Source organism: Aquimarina sp. MMG016 (assembly GCF_018100805.1).
In the GTDB taxonomy this organism is placed as follows: domain Bacteria; phylum Bacteroidota; class Bacteroidia; order Flavobacteriales; family Flavobacteriaceae; genus Aquimarina.
In genome coordinates this window covers 262,394-283,676 of sequence record NZ_JAGJEA010000004.1, presented here as the reverse complement: position 1 = coordinate 283,676, position 21,283 = coordinate 262,394, and the positions used below count along the sequence as shown (strand labels likewise).

General features: G+C 34.3%; 19 protein-coding genes. 13 read left to right on the top strand and 6 right to left on the bottom strand.

The window, feature by feature from the left end; all coding sequences use genetic code 11:
• Positions 1 to 82 precede the first annotated feature (82 nt).
• From J8M14_RS10320 to J8M14_RS10295, 6 genes are all read right to left on the bottom strand, one after another.
• On the bottom strand, positions 83 to 412 hold the full coding sequence (locus J8M14_RS10320; protein ID WP_211074532.1) for a hypothetical protein: 330 nt from the start codon (positions 410 to 412) through the stop codon (positions 83 to 85).
• A gap of 312 nt (positions 413 to 724) precedes the next feature.
• Positions 725 to 1,918, bottom strand: a complete 1,194-nt coding sequence (locus tag J8M14_RS10315; RefSeq protein ID WP_211074531.1) for a DUF1501 domain-containing protein — start codon at positions 1,916 to 1,918, stop codon at positions 725 to 727.
• Between the two features lie 13 nt (positions 1,919 to 1,931).
• Positions 1,932 to 3,329 (bottom strand): DUF1800 domain-containing protein, encoded by a 1,398-nt coding sequence (locus J8M14_RS10310; RefSeq protein ID WP_211074530.1) that lies wholly within the window; start codon positions 3,327 to 3,329, stop codon positions 1,932 to 1,934.
• 54 nt (positions 3,330 to 3,383) lie between these two features.
• Entirely contained in the window at positions 3,384 to 3,776 is a 393-nt protein-coding gene (locus J8M14_RS10305; protein ID WP_211074529.1) for a VOC family protein, read from the bottom strand.
• 6 nt (positions 3,777 to 3,782) lie between these two features.
• A complete protein-coding gene (gene coaD / locus J8M14_RS10300; protein ID WP_211074528.1) occupies positions 3,783 to 4,238 on the bottom strand; it encodes a pantetheine-phosphate adenylyltransferase in 456 nt (151 codons plus the stop codon).
• 54 nt (positions 4,239 to 4,292) lie between these two features.
• Positions 4,293 to 5,270, bottom strand: coding sequence for a D-alanine--D-alanine ligase (locus J8M14_RS10295; protein ID WP_211074527.1), 978 nt, complete (start codon positions 5,268 to 5,270; stop codon positions 4,293 to 4,295).
• 158 nt (positions 5,271 to 5,428) lie between these two features.
• On the opposite strand from J8M14_RS10295, the gene J8M14_RS10290 reads away from it, so the two are divergent.
• The 13 genes from J8M14_RS10290 to J8M14_RS10230 all read left to right on the top strand — a co-directional run bounded on the left by J8M14_RS10290 (position 5,429) and on the right by J8M14_RS10230 (position 21,127).
• Positions 5,429 to 5,950, top strand: coding sequence for a PASTA domain-containing protein (locus J8M14_RS10290; protein ID WP_247672615.1), 522 nt, complete (start codon positions 5,429 to 5,431; stop codon positions 5,948 to 5,950).
• Positions 5,951 to 5,961: 11 nt separating this feature from the next.
• A complete protein-coding gene (locus J8M14_RS10285; RefSeq protein ID WP_247672614.1) occupies positions 5,962 to 7,005 on the top strand; it encodes an RluA family pseudouridine synthase in 1,044 nt (347 codons plus the stop codon).
• 228 nt (positions 7,006 to 7,233) lie between these two features.
• Positions 7,234 to 7,425: a cold shock domain-containing protein gene (locus tag J8M14_RS10280; protein ID WP_066314082.1), complete on the top strand. Its 192-nt coding sequence runs from the start codon at positions 7,234 to 7,236 to the stop codon at positions 7,423 to 7,425.
• A 157-nt stretch (positions 7,426 to 7,582) separates the two neighbouring features.
• Positions 7,583 to 7,984, top strand: a complete 402-nt coding sequence (locus J8M14_RS10275; RefSeq protein ID WP_211074525.1) for a VOC family protein — start codon at positions 7,583 to 7,585, stop codon at positions 7,982 to 7,984.
• A 92-nt stretch (positions 7,985 to 8,076) separates the two neighbouring features.
• On the top strand, positions 8,077 to 8,838 hold the full coding sequence (gene yaaA, locus J8M14_RS10270) for a peroxide stress protein YaaA (protein WP_211074524.1): 762 nt from the start codon (positions 8,077 to 8,079) through the stop codon (positions 8,836 to 8,838).
• A 95-nt stretch (positions 8,839 to 8,933) separates the two neighbouring features.
• Entirely contained in the window at positions 8,934 to 9,437 is a 504-nt protein-coding gene (locus J8M14_RS10265) for a TRAP transporter small permease subunit (RefSeq protein WP_211074523.1), read from the top strand.
• Positions 9,437 to 10,798 (top strand): TRAP transporter large permease subunit, encoded by a 1,362-nt coding sequence (locus tag J8M14_RS10260; RefSeq protein WP_211074522.1) that lies wholly within the window; start codon positions 9,437 to 9,439, stop codon positions 10,796 to 10,798. Before J8M14_RS10265 ends, J8M14_RS10260 begins: the two co-directional genes overlap by 1 nt.
• 26 nt (positions 10,799 to 10,824) lie before the next feature.
• Positions 10,825 to 11,955, top strand: a complete 1,131-nt coding sequence (locus J8M14_RS10255; RefSeq protein WP_211074521.1) for a TRAP transporter substrate-binding protein — start codon at positions 10,825 to 10,827, stop codon at positions 11,953 to 11,955.
• Between the two features lie 189 nt (positions 11,956 to 12,144).
• The gene (locus J8M14_RS10250) at positions 12,145 to 15,597 is read left to right on the top strand and encodes a pyruvate carboxylase (RefSeq protein WP_211074520.1); all 3,453 of its coding nucleotides are present in this window, start codon (positions 12,145 to 12,147) and stop codon (positions 15,595 to 15,597) included.
• A 132-nt stretch (positions 15,598 to 15,729) separates the two neighbouring features.
• On the top strand, positions 15,730 to 16,452 hold the full coding sequence (locus J8M14_RS10245; RefSeq protein WP_211074519.1) for a hypothetical protein: 723 nt from the start codon (positions 15,730 to 15,732) through the stop codon (positions 16,450 to 16,452).
• Between the two features lie 242 nt (positions 16,453 to 16,694).
• Positions 16,695 to 18,209, top strand: coding sequence for a lipase (locus J8M14_RS10240; protein ID WP_211074518.1), 1,515 nt, complete (start codon positions 16,695 to 16,697; stop codon positions 18,207 to 18,209).
• Entirely contained in the window at positions 18,199 to 19,485 is a 1,287-nt protein-coding gene (locus tag J8M14_RS10235; protein WP_211074517.1) for a GDSL-type esterase/lipase family protein, read from the top strand. The genes J8M14_RS10240 and J8M14_RS10235 overlap by 11 nt, the downstream gene beginning before the upstream one ends.
• The gene (locus J8M14_RS10230; RefSeq protein WP_211074516.1) at positions 19,469 to 21,127 is read left to right on the top strand and encodes an MBOAT family protein; all 1,659 of its coding nucleotides are present in this window, start codon (positions 19,469 to 19,471) and stop codon (positions 21,125 to 21,127) included. Before J8M14_RS10235 ends, J8M14_RS10230 begins: the two co-directional genes overlap by 17 nt.
• The last annotated feature ends 156 nt before the right edge of the window (positions 21,128 to 21,283 follow it).

Genomic DNA, 21,283 nt, shown 5'->3' with positions numbered 1-21,283 from the left:
TATTTGGCTTGTTAAAAAAAGAAACCTGTTTTATTACTAAAAACAGGTGCTATACATTTCTTGTGTTGCCAAAAAACTATGGTTATAATCCTGTAATTTGAGTAGTGTCCGTCATCATTGAATCTTTCTCTTTTCTATCATTATCTACCAATCTGGAATTTTCTTTATCGTCTGTAGAAAAACCGTTTTTAATCATTAAAGCCTTATAAAAATCAGATTTAGTTTTAATAGCTAACTTTTCAGTCTTTTTGATCTTAATATCAAAATTATTTACCGCGATTAAAGTCTCAAAGAAATCAACCTTTGTATTTTTCTTTACTTCTACAATTGATTCTTCAGAAGAAACAACCTCTTGAGCACTTAAATTAGAAAAAGAAAGTAAAATAATGATTGAAGTAATAATAGCTTTCATAGTTTGGGGCTTAATGAATTATCTATTTGATTTGCAACAAATTTATATTGAAAAAGTTATGTATAAAAATGTTTCTAAATCTTTTAGATGAAGTGATTTTTTAATTCGATGAAATACACAAATTTTACGGTTTAACCGTATTTTTAATATGGTATTTATTGTGATAATGGATGTTTTTGAGTCTTTTTTTGGATGTTTTTATGTCTAAAATGCCGATATGAAGTAAGTTATCTAATGTAGAATAAGGTTAGTTATTTGTTTTTGATAAAAATAATTATGTAAGATTATCCTAACAATAAGAAATGTATTTGTTTATATAAATTCTAATGTGCTGAATTTTTTGTGTAAAATCATTTTATCCTCTACTCCTAACCATTTATGTAGTATTGTAGCATATATCCTTCTAAAATCTATACTATATTTAATATCTCCATTATCATCCAGGTCAGATAAATTAGGAAGCTCGTTATAAACACCAGCTTTTTTGAGAGAACCTCCAATGGCAATTATATTGTTGGCAGCTCCGTGATCAGTACCTCGACTTCCATTTTGTTTAACTCTGCGACCAAATTCTGAGAAAGTCAGAATTAGTGTGTCTTTAAATCGATCATTTTTCTTAAGATCTTTTACCAAAGCTCCCACAGCTTCTGAATATATGTTAAGTAGCCTATCTTGACTATTTAATTGGTTCACATGGCTGTCAAAACCGCCTAAAGAGCTATAATATACTCTGGTCTTTAATCCCGAAACAATAAAATCAGCAATAGTTTTTAGGTTTTTAGCAAATGGATGGTTGGTATATTCTGTTGTGGTTTTATAAATCTTAGAGGTTTCATGAATGTACGAAGCTGAAGAATACGTGTCTAATAAGGTTTTGTATAAGTATCCTTGATTATCCTCATCTAGCATCTCATTTTTAGTATTAATAACTAAATTATTAAAAAAGGGCTCCCTGGTAGTTTTGTACAATTGATTCGGATCGGGAACAGCGATTCCGTTCATTGTATCTCCTTTTAGCGCTAAGGATAGAGAACTGTCGACTTCTATAGCTTGATACGGATGCTGGCAATTGGCATCGAGATACCTACCTACCCAACCGGTATTAAGATACTGATTGGCATCACTTGCTGTTTGCCAGATATCCGTACTTCTAAAATGTGATCGATTGGGATTGGGATATCCTACATTATTAATGATAGATACTTCTCCTAAATCATATAATGCTGCGATTGCTTTTAAATTATTATTAAAAGCCAGATCGTCAGTTATTTTTAGTGTCTGTTCTTTTTTCTTTGCAATTTCTGGTCTTAAACTATAATAAATGTCATTACTAACGGGGATAATACTGTTAAGGCCATCATTACCACCGGAGAGCTGAATGATAATAACATTTCTGTATCCTGATAATTGCTCAGGGCGTAGAAACTCCATTCCTTTTAAGAAGGAGGGGATTAATGTCATTCCCGAAGCGAAAACCGATTGTTTTAAAAAATTTCTTCTGTCCATGATTTTCAGGGTTTTAGCAGAGTTGGTATTCAGGTAAACTCAATAATTCAATTACAAAATTCTTAGTATCTGAAGGGTCTAATCCGGATATTACCTGTGTGGCAGTTCCTGATAATTCTGGCTGAAGTAAGAAATTGATCAGTTCCGTTTTGTCTTTTTGCTCTAAACCCGAAAGAAATACTTCCCAGTTTGGTTTTGCTTTTACTTTTTTTTGAAGTCTGGATTTTACTTTTTTATAGATTTGTTGTTTAATGATCATATTTTCGGGCATATCGCCTTTATCACTCCATTCAATAACTCCACTGTTTAAAATTACCGAAGCTAATTTTAATCGAAGCATTAGCGTAGAATTGTCAATCCAGGTTTTTCCTCCAGGCCAACCAGCAACATTGGGAGGAAAGAATAATATTTGATTTAGTTTTTTTTGTAAATAGAGTAATACTTTAGGGTCTTCATACTGAATTTGAAAAGGTTTACTTAGTCCTACAATCAACTCCACTGGGGATTTTATTTTAACTCCTATATGCTTAACATCATAAAACCAATCACTGCTCAGTATTTCTTTTAAAACAATTTTTAGATTATAACCAGAATTGTAAAAAACATTAGTAAGATGATCAATGTGTTTTGTATCTATTGTTTCATTAACAAAATAGATATATAATTTTTCTACAAGGTATCTGGCTGTTTGTTTCTTTTCTAACAAAATTTTTATAATATCTTCTCCAGTAAAATTACCGGTCTTTCCTAAAAACGTTTTGGAACCATAATCATGATGATTTTGTCTGAACACAAAAGTTCCATCTTTCTTAAAATTCCATCCAGTAAATGCTCTTGCAGCTTCCTTAATATCCCTTTCGGTATATCCGTTATCTCTTCCTAGGGTAAAAAGTTCCATAACCTCACGAGAAAAATTTTCGTTAGGTTGGTTTTTACGATTCTGTCTATTATTTAAGAATAGTAACATTGCAGGGGATTTTGATACCGACATCAACATATCTCCAAAATTGCCTAATGCATACTTTCTTATTAAATTATTAAGATGAAGGCAAGCTCTAGGAGTACGCAATCTGACTGCAAAATGATCGTGAAAAAATAATGTCATTTTTTCGCGTAGTATTTGATCTGTTGTTACAAGTTGTTTATACCAAAGAAGATTTAACTCATTCATTTTATCTCTTCGGAGTTTTTGTAGCTGTTTTCGTTCTTCGCGAGATAAGTCCTTGGGGTTTTTAAGCAAAGCTCCAAAATCCATAGACAAAGCGGTGTATTCTTTGCTTTTTGAAAACAATCCATTAATGATCTGGTTTTTAGAAAGCTTTCTAATAGTTTTTAACTCTGTAGAAGAGATTCCAAAACCTATTCTCCAATACAAATGCTGTATCTGTTTATCTGATAAGGAGGATGTCATAAATTACAGTATTTATAGTTTAGACTGTAGTATGACAGAAAGGTTTAAAGAGGGTTAATTTTTATGTTCAATTAAATCCCACTTATTTCCATATAAATCTTCAAAAACTACTACCGTGCCATAAGGCTCTTTTCTGGGTTCTTCTAGAAAGGAAATTCCTTTGGATTTCATATGGTTATAGTCTTTCCAAAAATCGTCAGTGTGTAGAAATAAGAATACTCGATTACCGCTTTGATTACCAATTGCTTTTTCTTGTTCGGGTGTTGCTGCTTGGGCAAGAAGAATGGAGGTTTCATTATTTTTTGAAGGAGAAATAATTACCCAGCGTTTAGTATTGTCCAGTTTTGTGTCTTCAATAAGTGTAAAATTTAACTTATCTACATAAAATTGAATTGCTTCGTCATAATCTTTGACCACTAAAGTGATGGCTCCTATTTTTCGAGACATAGTACATTATTTGGCAAGAACCGTATCTGGAACTAATCCTGTGACATCACCACCATTACGAAGAACATCACGAACAATGGAGGATGAGATATAACTTTTACCCGATGAAGTTAGTAAGAATACAGTTTCAATTTCAGACATCTTACGATTGGTATGTGCGATTGCTTTCTCGAACTCAAAATCTGCCGGGTTTCTAAGTCCCCTTAGAATAAAATTAGCATCTTGTTTTTTACAAAAATCTACAGTAAGTCCTTGGTAGGTCATTACTTTGATTTTTGGTTCCCCCTTAAAAGACTCTTCAATAAAGCGCTTTCGTTCTTCCAGAGAAAACATGTATTTCTTATCCGCATTAATACCAATAGCAATAATTACTTCATCAAAAAGAGTTAAGCTCCTTTCGATAATATCATAATGTCCTAAGGTGATGGGGTCAAATGATCCTGGAAAAACGGCTCTTCTCATATGTTTAGTGATTGGTGTGGTTACAAATATAAACTAAATTACGATTGTTACTTGTTACGAACCGATTGCTTCTTCAATGGTGTTGGTCAAAAGATCTTTTATTGTGATTCCAGCCGCTTTAGCCTGCTGAGGTAAAATACTCGCTTCACTAAATCCGGGGTTGGTATTCATTTCTATAAAATGAGGTTCACCGTCCTGAAATATATATTCGCTTCGAGAAAAACCTTTCATTTTCAGGATTTGATATACTTTTAGCGCTAAGTCTTTTACTTTTTTTTCTTCTTCCTTAGTTAACCTGGCAGGAGTGATTTCTTGAGATTTTCCTAAATATTTAGCTTCATAATCAAAGAATTCATTCTCTGATACAATTTCAGTAATAGGTAAAACGGTATCTTTCCCTTTATAGGTAATTACTCCTACAGAAACCTCGGTTCCGCTTAAAAAAGACTCGATAATAATTTCGTCATCTTCTTGATAAGCCAAATCAATAGCGGGGATCAGTTCTTCTTCAGTTTTAACTTTAGAAACCCCATAACTGCTTCCGGCTTTATTGGCTTTTACAAAACAAGGTAGCCCTACGGTGTTAATAATAGCTTTGGTGTCAACTGCATCTCCTTTGTTTAGAAAATAATTAGTTGCTGTTGGGATTCCATAAGGTTTTAAGGTGCTGATGCAGTCACGTTTATTAAAAGTAAGAGCTGCCTGATAGAAGTCACAAGCCGTTTGTGGTATGCCAATCAGCTCAAAATATGCCTGCAATAAACCATCCTCCCCGGGAGTTCCATGAACAATATTAAATGCAGCGTCAAAAGTGATTGTAGAACCATTCAGCGTTAATGAAAAATCATTTTTGTCAATTGTATGTTTTTGATCATTATCATCAACATAAAACCATTCTTTTTTGGTAATATGTACTCGAAAAGGTTGATACAAATCTCGATCAATATATTTATAAACTACATTTCCACTTTGGATAGATATATCAAACTCACTAGAGTATCCACCCATCAGAATGGCAATATTTTTCTTCATGTAACTGGGATTTATCAACAAAAATATCATTTATCTCATAACAAATCTGTAAAACTCTTCGTTTTTATATCTTTGTCCACATTATGAATAGATTTATCAATTTTTTTAAGGGTCTTTTTAAATTCGTTTACAGTAAAACGTTCCTTATTCAAGTCGTTTTGGCAGTAGCACTGACCGTGATTTTATGTTTCCTTGCTTTAGAATGGTTGGATAGTACTACAAATCATGATCAACGTATTGTAGTACCCAGTCTAAGTAAAAAACCTATAGATGAGGCTCAGGCGTTACTAGAAGAAAAAGACTTAAGATTAAAAGTCAGAGAAGATTCTGCAAGTTTTAATCCGGATTACCCTAAATATTCTATCATAGAGCAAAACCCTGCGCCTGGAAGTATGGTAAAAGAAAATCGTAAAATTTATGTTACGTTAAATCCATCGGGATATCGAAAAATAGAAGTTCCTAATGTTGTACAGCAAACCAGAAGACAAGCAGAACCTTTGCTAGTTGCTTCAGGCTTTAAGATTGGTAAAATAACATATCAGCCTAATATGTCTGATCAGGTTTTAGAACTTAGGTATAAAGGAAAGACACTAAAGCCTGGAACTATGCTGATGAAAACCTCTACAATTGATCTGGTAGTCGGGGATGGAAGCGGAAGAAGAATTAATCTTAATCAATAAATAAGATTATTTTGGAAGAAAATATTGAAGCTGGAGATTTTGATACTAATGAAGATGATCTCTACGAGCATTATCGTTTTGTAGCGGGTGCAGGGCAGGTTCCACTTAGGGTAGATAAGTTTTTAATGAATTTTGTTGAAAATGCTACTCGTAATAAAATCCAGCAGGCTGCTAAAGCAGGAAGTGTTTTTGTAAATGATATTGCAGTAAAATCGAATCATAAGGTAAAGCCTAATGACGTAGTTAGAGTGTTGTTTTCTCACCCACCTTATGAGAATTTGTTAACCCCTGAGAATATTCCTCTTGATATTGTGTATGAAGATGATGCTCTGTTAGTGGTTAATAAACCAGCTGGGATGGTAGTGCATCCAGGTCACGGTAATTATTCGGGTACGTTGATTAATGCATTGATCTATCATTTTGATAATTTACCTAATAATAGTAGTGATCGTCCTGGCTTAGTACATCGAATCGATAAAGATACCAGTGGACTATTGGTGATAGCTAAAACAGAAGAAGCGATGACACATCTGGCTAAACAGTTTTTTGATAAAACTAGTGAGCGAGAATATGTAGCTATAGTTTGGGGTAATATCGAAGAAGAGGAAGGAACGATTGAGGGTAATATTGGTCGTCACCCAAAAAATAGATTGCAGAACACAGTTTTTGAAGGTGATGAAGAAGATAAAGGAAAACCTGCTGTTACGCATTATAAAGTGATTGAACGACTGGGATATGTTACCCTGGTTTCTTGTCGTCTAGAGACTGGTAGAACTCACCAGATTCGTGTGCATATGAAATATATCGGCCATACATTATTTAACGATGAACGATATGGAGGTGAGAAAATTCTAAAAGGAACTACATTTACTAAATATAAGCAGTTTGTAGATAATTGTTTTAAAATATTACCTCGACAAGCCTTGCACGCCAGAACACTAGGTTTTGTACATCCAATTACAGGGAAAAAGATGCATTTCGAAACGACTATTCCGGATGATATGCAACAATGTGTGGAGCGATGGAGAAACTACGCTAAAAATCAATTAGAGTAAGCATCGGTACACTTTAAAGTATTTTAATATTACTATAAACTTACTGAATTATAGGGTGATAGTTTATATTACTAAAGGTTTTAGGTATAACTTGATGGATTTACAATCAGTTTTTTCTTGTTAAATTAGTGTGATTAAATATTAAATTAATGTTACTAAAAACTTTATTTTGAAATAAATAGGGATTCCTGTTAAAATAATAGTACCTTCGCGCTTTAATATTTTATAATGAATAAAGGAACAGTAAAATTTTTCAATGATTCCAAAGGATTTGGTTTCATTACAGAAGAAGGATCAAACAAAGATCACTTTGTACACATCTCTGGATTAATCGACGAAGTTCGTGAAGGAGATGAAGTTGAGTTTGACCTAAAAGAAGGTAAAAAAGGATTAAACGCAGTAAATGTTAAAGTGATTTAATATATACGAATTAATTTTTTTAGTACAAGCCTGTTCGCAATGAACAGGCTTTTTTCGTTTTTAATAAATCTTTTCGATAAGAGTATAAATAAGAAATAACTACCAATGTTCGATTTATTGATAATCTGGTGTAATTTGAATTATAAAATATATCAAGATGAAAGTTAAACGAACTGGATTCATTCTTTATGTAAAAAAGTACCAGGAGTGTATTGAATTTTATAAAAATATTCTGGAGTTGCAGGTTGTATTCAAAAATGAGTCACTTACTTGTTTTGATTTGTTTGGAACGTATTTGATGATAGAGATTGAAGATCGAGAAGAGTTTTTAAACTTAGAGAGTAATCATAAAAAAGCTTTTGGTTGTATTAGGATTAATGTGGATAAGGTCAAAGAATTCTCACAACATCTTAAAGCAAAAAATATCAAGGTTGATTATCAAGAGCACAGTTGGGGTACAATTGCTAAGTTCCTTGATCCTGATGGTAATCTATTGGCTTTTAAAGATGAAGAGGGTTTTGCAAAGCAAATAGAGACATATAAACAAAACTCTAAATAGCTTTTACCAATACCTACATAGATAAAGAAATAGATTGCGATATTTTTATTATCCATACACTATTGTATTTTTGAAATATAAAAATCACACGCATGAAAATTGTAGTATCACCGGCTAAGTCTTTGGATTTTGAAACTCAGTTGCCGACTAAACAATATACAGAACCTTCTTTTTTAGCTGAATCCGAAAAGCTAAATACAGCACTTAAGAAAAAAACACCTAAGAAGCTTTCTGCATTAATGGGGATAAGTGATAATTTGGCGCAGCTTAATTGGCAACGTAATCAGGAGTTTCACCTTCCTTTTACAACAGAAAACGCACGACAAGCGGTATATGCTTTTAATGGAGATGTATATACAGGATTGGATGCTTATACCATCCCCGAAGATAAATTAGATGTGTTACAAGATAAGCTAAGAATACTATCCGGTTTATATGGAATCCTAAAACCTTTGGATCTCATTCAACCCTATAGATTAGAAATGGGAACCAAGCTTAAGGTAGGCCGAAAAAATAATTTATATGAGTTTTGGAAAAAAACGGTAACTGAGCAACTTAATGAAGAGTTAGAAGATGATGAGTTGTTTGTGAACCTGGCAAGCAATGAATACTTCAGTGTGATTGATACCAAAACGTTAAAAGTTCCGGTAATTACTCCCCAGTTTAAGGATTGGAAAGGAGACAAATTGAAGATGATTAGTTTCTTTGCTAAAAAAGCCCGCGGAATGATGGTTCGTTATATTATTGATACTGGAGCAGAAACCATTGAAGATCTAAAAGGGTTTAACTACGAAGGATATGGTTTTAGTGAAGAATATACTACTAAATCTAATGAATTAGTTTTTGTGAGATAATCCTGAATTCTAATTCTTGTTTCCCCATTATTACTATTGCATAAAATGTGTCTAATTTTACTATCTTCATCCCTTAGATAGATACAAATTATTAGATGCAAAAAATTATCAGTACCCTTGATTGGATTGGTGAAAAAGTAGGTGCTCTCGTAAGTTGGGTTGCTGCATTGTTGGCAGTCGTAATCGGTTTAGATGTAATTATTCGGTATGTATTTCAGTTCACCTATGTTTGGATGATTGAAATAGAAATATACCTTTTCGGGATGATGTTTTTATTGGCTTCTGGCTACACTTTTAAATATGAAAACCACGTTCGGGTAGATATTTTTTATACTAAACTTTCTAAAAAAGGAAAAGCCTGGGTTAATCTTTTAGGAGGCACTTGTTTGCTCATTCCATGGTGTTATGTAGTAATTGTTTCTTCTTGGTATTACGCGTTGTCATCTTTTATGATTGGTGAGAGTTCTCCCCAACCTGGGGGATTACCCGCCTTATATATCTTAAAGTTTTGTATCACTATAGGGTTTACATTATTATTGCTTCAAGGGATATCCCACATATTAAAATCTGTTCAAATCATTTTTAATAAAGATAGTTAATGGAATATTTAGCAATTGTACTGTTCGCTATCATCTTTATTTTGATTCTTAGAGGATATCCGGTGGCTTTTACATTAGGAGGGATCTCTGTAGCTTTTGCATTCGCTGTGTCGATTTTTGCGCCAGAAGTATTTCAGATGTCTACATTTTACCTATTGCCTTCCAGAATCATGGGAGTTGTAAACAATTATGTCTTGATGGCTGTTCCTCTATTTGTTTTTATGGGAATAATGTTAGAAAAATCTGGATTAGCACAAAGTCTTTTAGAGACTATGGCGATGATGTTTGGTCAGGTAAGAGGTGGGTTAGCAATTTCTGTAGTAATTGTAGGAGCCTTGTTAGCAGCTTCTACAGGGATTGTTGGTGCTACAGTAGTGACGATGGGACTCATCAGTTTACCTACTATGTTGAAGAGAGGATATAAAACAGAATTAGCAACTGGAGTAATAGCTTCTTCCGGAACTTTAGGACAGATAATTCCACCTTCCATAGTATTGGTACTATTGGCAGATACAATTAATAGTTCTTCTCGTGGGGCCGCTTCGGTCGATGTGGGCGCATTGTTTTCTGCAGCATTGTTTCCCGGTTTGATCTTGGTAGGATTGTATATTCTGTATATTTTAATAAAATCATATATGCATAAAGAAGATGCACCTAGTATTCCACCAGAAGAAATTAGAGAGTTTAGAGGTGAAAATTTTGTGCCTAAGATTTTAAAAGTATTGTTTCTGCCCATTCTATTAATTGTATTAGTGTTGGGGTCTATTTTTACCGGAGTTGCTTCTCCAACAGAAGCTTCTGCAATTGGAGCAATTGGAGCGACTGTACTAACAATAATTCAAAAGAAGTTTTCTTTCAAAATCCTAAAAGAAGTAGCACAAGAAACTACCAAGCTAACTACAATGGTATTCTTTATACTGTTAGGAGCTACTACATTTACTTTAGTATTTAGGACATTGGGTGGGGATGCGTATTTACAAGAATTGATATTATCTTCTAACCTAACTCCATTGATGTTTTTATTGTTAGTGATGGTGGTAATTTTTATTGCAGGTTTCTTTATTGATTTTATCGAAATTGTGTTTATCATAGTTCCTGTAGTAACACCGGTATTTAATGCATTAGGGATGGATATGCTTTGGGTAGGAGTGTTGATTGCTTTAAATTTACAGACATCGTTTTTGACACCTCCTTTTGGATTTGCATTGTTTTATCTAAAAGGTGTAGCTCCCGAAAGGGTAAAAACTAGTCAGATATATCGAGGAATCATACCTTTTATTATCATACAATTAATCATTGTAGGTATCGTAGTATTTTTTCCGGAATTGATTTTTTTTAAAATAAACATAACCCTCTTTTAAGGGGTGATTAATACTATTTCAATCTCATGAACTCATTCAGAGCTTATATACATAAAACCAAAAAAACAGTTGCTTTACTTAGTCTAAGTTTACTGTTTATTTCATGCTTGGGAGAACCACCGGCTAGTATGAATCCTGCGTCCTATGATGTGACGAAACCAGATAAAGTGTTTCATTGGAAAATGACTACTACTTGGCCACCAAATTTCCCGGTTGTCGGAGAAGTTGCAGAAAAATATGCCGAGTGGGTGGATGAATTGTCTAATGGACAAATTAAAATCAAAGTATATGGAGGAGGAGAGCTAGTGCCACCATTAGAAGCTTTTGATGCAGTATCACAGGGAACGATCGAAATGGGATGTGGAGCAGCGTATTATTGGTCCGGAAAAACTCCTGCAGCCCAGTTTTTTGCAGCAGTGCCTTTCGGTATGAATAGTCAACAGATTACCTCTTGGTTAGAAGTAGGAGGGGGATATGAATTATGGAAAAAAACCTATGCACAATTCAACCTTGTGCCTTTTATGGGTGGAAATACCGGAGTACAAATGGGAGGGTGGTTTAATCGCGAAATTAATTCCGTAGAAGATTTTAAAGGATTGAAGATGCGCCTTCCGGGTATTGGAGGGAAAGTGCTGGAAAAAGCTGGTGGAGCAGCCGTGTTAGTTGCTGGGAGCGAGATTTATACTAGTTTAGAGAGAGGAGTGATTGATGCTACTGAATGGATAGGTCCATATCATGATTATAAAATGGGATTTCATAAAATTGCCAAATATTATTACACACCAGGATGGCACGAAACAGGGTCTCAGCTAGAGTTTTTTATTAATAAAAATCTTCACGATGGCCTGCCTCCGCATCTACAAGCAATATTACAAGCTGCAGCTAAACGTGCGCAAGTATGGGTATTATCTGAATTTGATAAACAGAACGGAATTTATTTAGACAAATTAATAAATGAAGAGAATGTTGAGGTTCGAGAATTCTCCAAAGAGACATTGGATGCATTGCGGGGATATACTGATGAAGCTTTGAAGGAGATGATAGGAGACGATCCATTGTCTAAAGAAGTGTATGAAAGCTACTCCAGCTTTCAGAAAAGAATCTCTAAATGGTCCGAGGTTACTGAGAAGGCTTATTATAATAAAATTCAGAAATAGTGTATTTATACTGTCACATTCACATTCTAAAAGCCTTTATATATAAGATCAGGTAATTGATCATTGTAGTTTTTGATATTTAAATAATATTGAGTAAGTTGTTAATAGATAAAATTGCAAAGCAATTTTCTTATCTATATCTTCGCAGCGAATGTTCGCTGAAAATCACTTAAACACAAAATTTATACTATGCAAATCAAAAAGGTTTTAGTCGCTAATCGAGGAGAAATAGCAATCAGGATTTTTAGGGCCTGTACTGAGATCGGATTACAAACCGTTGGAGTTTATACATACGAAGATCGATATTCTTTACATAGATATAAAGCTGATGAAGCCTATCAGATTGGAGAGGATAATGAACCACTAAAACCATATTTGAATATTGAAGCGATTATCAAGGTTGCTAAGGAGAATAATGTAGATGCTATCCATCCTGGTTACGGTTTTCTTTCAGAAAATGCAGATTTTGCAGAACAATGTAAGAACAACGATATCATTTTTATTGGACCCAAAGTATCAGTACTTCGTTCCTTAGGAGATAAAATAATGGCGAAAGAAGTTGCTATAGCTAATGATATTCCAATTATTCAAAGTAATAAAGAAGATCTTACAGATGTAAAAATAGCTATAAAAGAAGCCAAAAGGATAGGATTTCCGGTAATGCTTAAAGCCGCCTCAGGAGGAGGAGGTCGAGGAATGCGAGTGATTAGAACGGAAGAAGAATTAGAAAAAGCCTATCCAGAATCGCAGAGAGAAGCCTTAAATGCATTTGGAGACGATACCGTATTTTTAGAAAAATTCGTAGAAAATCCTAAGCATATAGAAATTCAGATTGTAGCTGATCACCATGGTAATATGGTGCACCTTTTTGAGCGGGATTGTTCGGTGCAAAGACGTTATCAAAAAGTAATCGAGTATGCTCCATCTTTTGGTGTATCTCAGGAGATTCTTGATAATTTATATCAATATGCCTTAACCATTTGTAAAGCGGTAGATTATAATAACATAGGTACCGTAGAATTTTTGGTGGATGATGACGGAAGTATATATTTTATTGAAGTAAACCCACGGGTACAGGTAGAACATACAGTTACGGAGATTGTAACTGGTATAGATTTGATCAAAACTCAGGTGTTTATTGCCGGTGGATATAAATTATCAGATCAACAGATTAAAATTGAAAGTCAGGAAAGCCTTAAAATTAATGGTTTCGCTGTGCAGTGTAGAATTACTACAGAGGATCCTGAGAACAATTTTAAACCAGATTATGGTACAATTACTACTTATCGTAGTGCTTCGGGGTTTGGTATTCGTTTAGATGCTGGTAGTGTATATCAGGGAGTTACCATTTCACCATTCTTTGATTCGATGTTAGTAAAAGTGTCTGCTAATAGTAGAACATTAGATGGTGCTTGCAGAAAAATGCGAAGAGCACTTTCAGAATTCAGGATTCGAGGCGTGAAAACCAATATGCCTTTTTTAGATAATATCCTTAAGCACGAGACTTTTAGAAAAGGACAAGTAACAGTAAACTTCATTAGGGATACTAAAGAACTTTTTAAAATAAGAGAATCTCGTAACCGAGCAACCAAACTAGCTAACTTTTTGGGTGATATCATTGTTAATGGCAATCCGGATGTTAAGAAAACAGATCCTACAAAAACGTTTGTTGTGCCGACAGTTCCTAAATATGATGCAACTGCAGATTATACCAAAGGAACCAAAAACCTATTGACAGAGTTAGGACCAGAGAAATTTGCAGAGTGGTTAAAGAATGAGAAAAAAGTGCATTTTACAGACACAACCATGCGTGATGCACATCAGAGTTTATTGGCAACTCGTATGCGTACCTATGATATGCTCAAGGTTGCAGAAGGATTTGCCAAAAACCACCCAGAGATCTTTAGTATGGAAGTATGGGGAGGAGCAACCTTTGATGTATGTCTAAGATTCTTAAGAGAAAATCCTTGGGAGAGACTTCGATTACTGCGTAAAGCCATGCCTAATTTGTTATTGCAGATGTTGATTCGCGGGTCAAATGGTGTTGGGTATACAGCCTATCCGGATAATTTAATTGGTAAGTTTGTAGAACAATCCTGGGAAAATGGGGTAGATGTGTTTAGGATTTTTGATTCCCTTAACTGGATGGACTCTATTGCGCCTTGTATTGAGCATGTACGTACTCGAACTAATGGTTTAGCAGAAGGTTCTTTGTGTTATACAGGAGATATTTTAGACCCAAAACGAACAAAATATACACTGGACTATTATGTTCAGTTAGCTAAGGATATTGAAAATGCAGGAGCTCATATTCTCGGAATAAAAGATATGGCAGGGTTACTAAAACCTTATGCTGCGTATGAGTTAGTTTCTGCTTTAAAATCTGAAATTAATATTCCGATACATTTACATACACACGATACTTCTTCGGTACAATCTGCAACTTATCTTAAAGCGATTGAGGCAGGAGTAGATGTTGTAGATGTAGCTTTAGGAGGGCTTTCGGGCTTAACAGCTCAGCCTAACTTTAATGCAGTAATGGAAATGCTAAAATTCCACGAACGTGAAAACAAAATGGATATTCAGAAACTAAATGAATATTCCAATTATTGGGAAGCTGCAAGAGAATATTATTATGTTTTTGAATCCGGTCTTAAGGCAGGAACAGGAGAAGTCTATCAACATGAAATTCCGGGAGGTCAATATTCTAACCTAAAACCACAAGCCCAAGGATTAGGTCTCGCGGATCGTTTCCACGAAATTACCAAGATGTATGGAGAGGTGAATGAGCTTTTTGGAGATATTGTAAAAGTAACACCAAGCTCCAAGGTGGTAGGAGATATGGCTCAGTATCTGGTGAGTAATAATTTGACTATTGAAGATGTAAAAGAACGAGGAGAAACGATATCTTTTCCTCAATCTGTGGTAAGTTTATTCAAAGGAGAATTAGGACAACCAGTAGGAGGCTTCCCTAAAGATCTACAGAAATCTGTATTGAAAGATCAGAAACCTTTTACCAATAGACCTAATGCACATCTGGAGCCTGTTGATTTTGAGGAAGAATTTAAGGATTTTGAAAAAGTCTTCAAAAAAGGAATGGGAAGAGCATTAGATATTACAGACTTTCTTTCTTATAAATTGTATCCAAAAGTATTTACAGGAGCGTATAACCATCATGTTAAGTATGGTAATGTGATGAATATACCCACTAAGAATTTCTTTTATGGGATGACTCCGGGAGAAGAAATAATTGTGGAGTTAGATCAAGGGAAAATATTGTTATTTGAGTTAATATCTATAGGAGAGCCTCATGAAGATGGCAAGGTTACTGTATTCTTTAAGGTGAATGGTCAAACCAGAAATGTTGAGATTCAGGATAATTCAATTAAGGTAGATAAGGTAGTTCATGCTAAAGTAGATAAAACAGATGCTAAACAGATTGGCGCACCTTTACAAGGATCTTTATCTTCTGTATTGGTAAAGACTGGTCAGGAAGTCAAAAAGAATGATCCGCTATTTATTATCGAAGCCATGAAAATGGAAACTACCATAACTGCTAACGAAGATGCCGTGATTAAGAAAATAGTGCTTAAATCGGGAACTATGGTAGAAGCTGATGATTTGGTAATTACATTAAAGTAATTTTGTCATTCCTGCGTAGGCAGGAATCCATAATATTAAATACTTCAAGAGACCTGTCTGGTTTTTAAATGCCGAAATGAATTTGGTAGATACCTGGCAGGTTTTTTTAGTCTTTTCACTATTTTTGCCCTTATGCCATATTTCTTAATTATTGCTTTACAAGGTTTTTGCGTGTATCACGCTATTAAAAACAGAAACGAATATTATTGGTTTTTTGTAATCATTTTTTTACCTGTTCTCGGAAGTCTCGTTTATCTTTTTACCCAAGTATTTAACAAAAGAGATCTGAATGTGGTTCAGAATGAAATCGTAAATGTTATTAATCCTACCAAAAAGATTAATGATTTACAAAAACGGTTAGATTTTGCAGATACATTTCAGAATAGAGTGAATCTGGCTGATGCTTGGATGGAAGCTGGTGATTATCAAAAAGCTTTAGTTGAATATGAAAAAGCATTAAACGATAACTATGACAAAGATTTTGGAGTGGTTAAAAAAATGATTGAAGGATATTATCAAACTTCACAATACGAAAAAGTTGTTTTCTGTGCAGAAAAGATAGTATCGAAACCAGAATTCAAAGGCTCCAGAAGCCAATTCCTGTATGGTTTAGCATTGGATAAAGAAGGAGAATCAGAACAAGCAGAAGAAAACCTAAGAGCAATCGATCAACGCTATTCTAATTATGCAGAACGATATAGACTAGCACAGTTTTTAGTTGAAAAAGAAAAAGTTGAAGATGCTAAAGAAATTTTGTTAGAGATTGTTTCAGAATCTCAACATATGTCAAAACCTAATCGTAATAAGTATCGAAACGTAGTGAATGATGTAAATAAGTTACTAGCTTCACTGTAATTTTATAAATAAACGATGGGTAGAAAGGATATCCTTTTTTAAGTGTTTCCCTGAGCGTAGTCGAAAGGTTTTTTATAGTGAAAAAGATATAGTGGATAGCCTGGGCTCGATTTTTTTAAATCGGGACGCCCTATAAAATTAGACTTATTATTTGCAAAAAATCAATACTTGAGTTAACAAAACCCTTACAGTTTCCAAAATCTTTCTATTTTTACTAAAAAGTAACTATATCCCTGGAAATATTGCAAGTAAAGCCTATTTACATATCACTTTTTATTTTATTCATACTGGGAGCATTATTTGGATTGATGTTTCTAAGTGAAAAAGGAGCTATTAAAAAAGCTCAAACACAGGATGATGGTTTTGCCTACGAAGGAGTTTTATTAAAATATCCTACTTATAAAACTTTTTTAGGACTAGAGAAAGACTCATCCCTTACCCGGGAGGATGTTCTTAAGGTAACAGAGATTGTCACTCCATTAGAGATCGAAACTGAAGAAGCCGAAGTAATTGATGAAAGTAATGTAATAGAAGAGAAAATAAAAGAGCTTCCGGATTTTTCTAAGATTGACACTACTCAGCTGGTTAGGATTAGATACCCTGATAGCAATCCTGATTTTGCTAATGAGTTAAGAAAGAAGTTATCTTCTAGAGATTGTCGTATTATTCATTATGGAGATTCTCAGATTGAAGGAGATAGAATCACTGCCTATTTACGTAACAGACTGCAGCGCATGTATGGTGGCAGTGGTCCTGGATTTCTTCCTGTTAAACCGGTGTATCGACAAATCAGTGCTGTAGTAGAACCTAGTGGAAATTGGGAGCGATATGCGTTTTTTGATCCAACTAAAAAGAAGTTTAAGCACAGGAAATATGGAACGTATCTTTCTGTATCAAGATTTACAGAGTATCAGAAAATACTTCCGGATAGTACAACTTTGGATTCGTTACCTTTAGTAAAAGCCACGATTAAGGTTGGTAAGTCTGATGACACCTATATGAAGTTCAGGAGATTTTCCAGAATAGGATTGCATTACGGTAATTGTAAGTTTCCTATTAAGATCTCAGTTTATAACGATGGTAACTTGATTCAACAAGATAGTTTAATTGCAGATGGAAAGTATCATCAATACAAAATTAAAACATCAACAACACCTACTAACTTACAGATTGAATTAGAAAGTAAGGTCAGTGCAGATTTTTATGGGTTAACGCTAGACGGAGGATCAAGAGTGCAAATCGATAATGTGGCAATGCGTGGTGCTTCAGGAACTATTTTTGCCAATTCTGATGCTAACACCTATAGTCGGATGGTGAGACAGCTAAAACCTAAGATTGTGATCATGCAATACGGAGGGAATACAATGCCGTATCTTAAAGATTCTACTGATGTCAAAAAATATACGAATCGTATAAAGAGCCAGGTAAATTGGATCAGAAGACGTACAAAAAATGTAAGCTTTATATTTATCGGACCTACCGATATGTGTCAGCCTGTAAATGGAAAAATGGAGACCTACCCATTATTGCCATACCTCAATGCTAAATTAATGGAAACTTGCCTTAGCAATGATGTTGCTTATTGGAGTATGTATGATGCTATGGGTGGAAAAGGATCTATGCCATTATGGGTAGATGAGAAACTTACAGCCAAAGATTATATGCATTTTACCTGGAAAGGAACCAAAATTATTTCAGAATTATTTTTTACAGCCCTATACCTTGACCTTAAAGAACCTGATGACAATGAAGTGTAGAAAATTACTTATTCTTTTATGGCTTATAACGATTCCTTTAATGGCACAAACCTATGTGCTGGATACCATTCAGGACGACTATACCTTTGTAAATTGGAAAGCCAATAAAATCAAAATGGCAGAAACCTCTCCGGCTTTTAAGAAGTTATTTCATAAATTAGATACTATTGTCAAAGGAGGAGAGGAGGATCTTCATATTTTTCATATTGGAGGCTCTCATATCCAAGCTGATATTTATTCGAATCGATTGAGATCTTATCTGAACACAATGAGTCCAACTTCTAAAGGGCAACGTGGTTTCATTTATCCATTTAGTATAGCAAAAACCAATAATCCAGGTAATTATAAAATAGAGTTTGATGGTGAGTGGAAAGGATATCGATGTTCTGTTCGAAAAGATAGTGTAGCCTGGGGCCTGTCAGGTATTACTGCGGTTTTTAAAGACTCTATTGCTAATGTTAAGGTTACTCCTAATGGTAACAATTATCACGGAAAAATGTACAATTTTAATAGAATCCGAGTATTCTATGATAATTGGAGTGAAGACTATCAGATTGCGTTTAAGGAGGATTCTTTAGTTACCGATATTAAAGAGAATAAAGAAGCACATTATATCGAATTTGGTTTTAATAAAACGGTAGAGGAAATTGAGTTTTGTATAAGAAGGGTTGTGGATTCAGTTGATACAGAGTTCTTAATGATGGGTATAGAATTAATGAATGATAATAAAGGAGTTCAATATACTTCTATTGGAGTTAATGGTGCTAGTTTTGCATACTATGATCGCTGCCGTTATTTTGATGATCAACTACTATTGTATACACCAGACTTGTTTATCGTTTCTGTAGGAACCAATGATGCATATCATCCTGATTTTGATCCTGAAAAATATAAAGAATATTATGAAGAGTTGATCAAGTTGGTACAAAAAGCAAATCCGGATTGCGCAGTATTGCTTACTGTACCTAACGATTCATACTACCAGAAAAAATTTCCAAACCCTAGAACACGGGTTGCTAAAAAGATTATTTATGAAGTTGCAAAGAAGTATAAGATGGCGGTTTGGGATTTTTACGAAATTATGGGAGGGTTTAATTCCTCTAAAGATTGGTATAATAATAAATTAATGCCTAGAGATCGTATCCATTTTACGGTTATGGGATATCGTATAAAGGCAGATTTACTGCTACAAGCTTTAGCACACTCATGGGAAAACGAGTTGCAATTGGAACCAAATTCTATTTTGAATCAGATTATTAATGAACAGACTGATTGATATATTTTCTTTTTCTGAAGATTCACCCTTGATATTTACTCAGGCAGATTTTTGGATATTTTTCGCGGTTATATACTTTATATACGCTATTCTGTATAATAAAAAAAGTTTGCGCAGCGCATACCTCTTCGCAATAAGTATTCTTTTTTATTATAAAACAAGTGGTCTTTTTATTGGTATACTGCTGTTTAGTACGATAAATGATTTCTTTTTAGGTAAAGCTATTTATAAAAGTAAGTCTGTCATTTTTCAAAAATCCCTAGTTGCTATAAGCGTAATTATTAATCTGGGGACACTGTGTTATTTTAAATATGCATATTTCTTTACAGAATCCTATAATTACCTGTTTAATACCAAGTATGAGGTTATCAACTATCTTGCGCAATGGGCCAATACCTGGGGAGAAGTTGATTATTTTACAGTGGATAAGATTATTCTTCCGGTAGGGATTTCATTTTATACATTCCAGACTATTAGTTATAGTGTAGATATCTATAGAAAGCAGATCAAACCACTGAATTCCATCATAGATTTTGGGTTCTTTGTTAGTTTCTTCCCACAATTAGTAGCAGGTCCAATTGTAAGAGCTTCGGACTTTGTGCCTCAGATCAGAAAGAATATTAATATCACCAAAGAAGATTTCGGAAGAGCTTCTTTTATGATCTTAAAAGGGTTGATTAAGAAAATGCTTTTTGCGGATTATATTGCAGCCAATTTTATGGATCGGGTTTTTGATGCTCCAGAGATGTATTCCGGGTTTTCTAATATCATGGCGATGTTTGGGTATTCATTACAGATCTATGGAGATTTCTCGGGGTATACAGATATTGCGATAGGATTGGCTTTATTAATGGGGTTCAAATTACCTGTCAATTTCAATTCACCGTATAAAGCGATTCACTGTGGAGATTTCTGGAGACGTTGGCATATTTCATTATCTAGTTGGCTAAAAGACTATTTGTATATTCCAATAGGAGGTAATCGAAACGGAAGTATTTTTTCGTATTCTTTTATCTTGGTTTTTACATTTTTAGGAGTATTTGCGATGTCAGATTACGCTACAGCTCTACTTGCAGTTTCTATTGTAGGGGTGATGTTGATAATTACCGTATTTTCTTCTAAAATAGCTTGGCATTTTAACCGTAACGTCAATATTATGATCACAATGCTGGTAGGAGGTCTATGGCACGGAGCATCGTGGAAATTTGTAATTTGGGGAGGACTCAATGGTATCGGAATTGTTACTTATAAATATTGGCGTAAGATCAGTCCATATGAGGAATCCAAAGCCTGGTATGCACTACTATGGCGTATTGCATTGACTTTTGTGTTTATCACTTTTACCAGAATTTATTTTAGAGGTAATAGTATGGACCATATAGATCGTTTTTATCAGCAGGTAGTGACAAATATGGATTGGCAGAATGCTTTAGCAGTATTATGGGAGTATCGGATTGTATTTATAGTAATGCTTATCGGTTATATCACTCATTGGTTGCCGTATAGTACTAAAGGTTGGGCAGAAGACTTATTTATAAAAAGTAACTTCTTTATTAAAGCTTTGGTTGCAATTGTAGTAGCTATCATTTGTTATCAGACGTATGCAGCCGATTTCCAGCCGTTTATTTATTTTCAATTTTAGTTAGAAAGCAGTTTGGGCGTTTCCTGTCTTGCAGACAGGTCGGGCTTTCGGCAGTCGCTATCAGAGATGAGCTCCAACAAAGCCTCAATCCCTAACGCAAAATCAAAAAATATCTTTCTATCTTAGTTCGTAATATGTAATTCGTAACTTTTAATT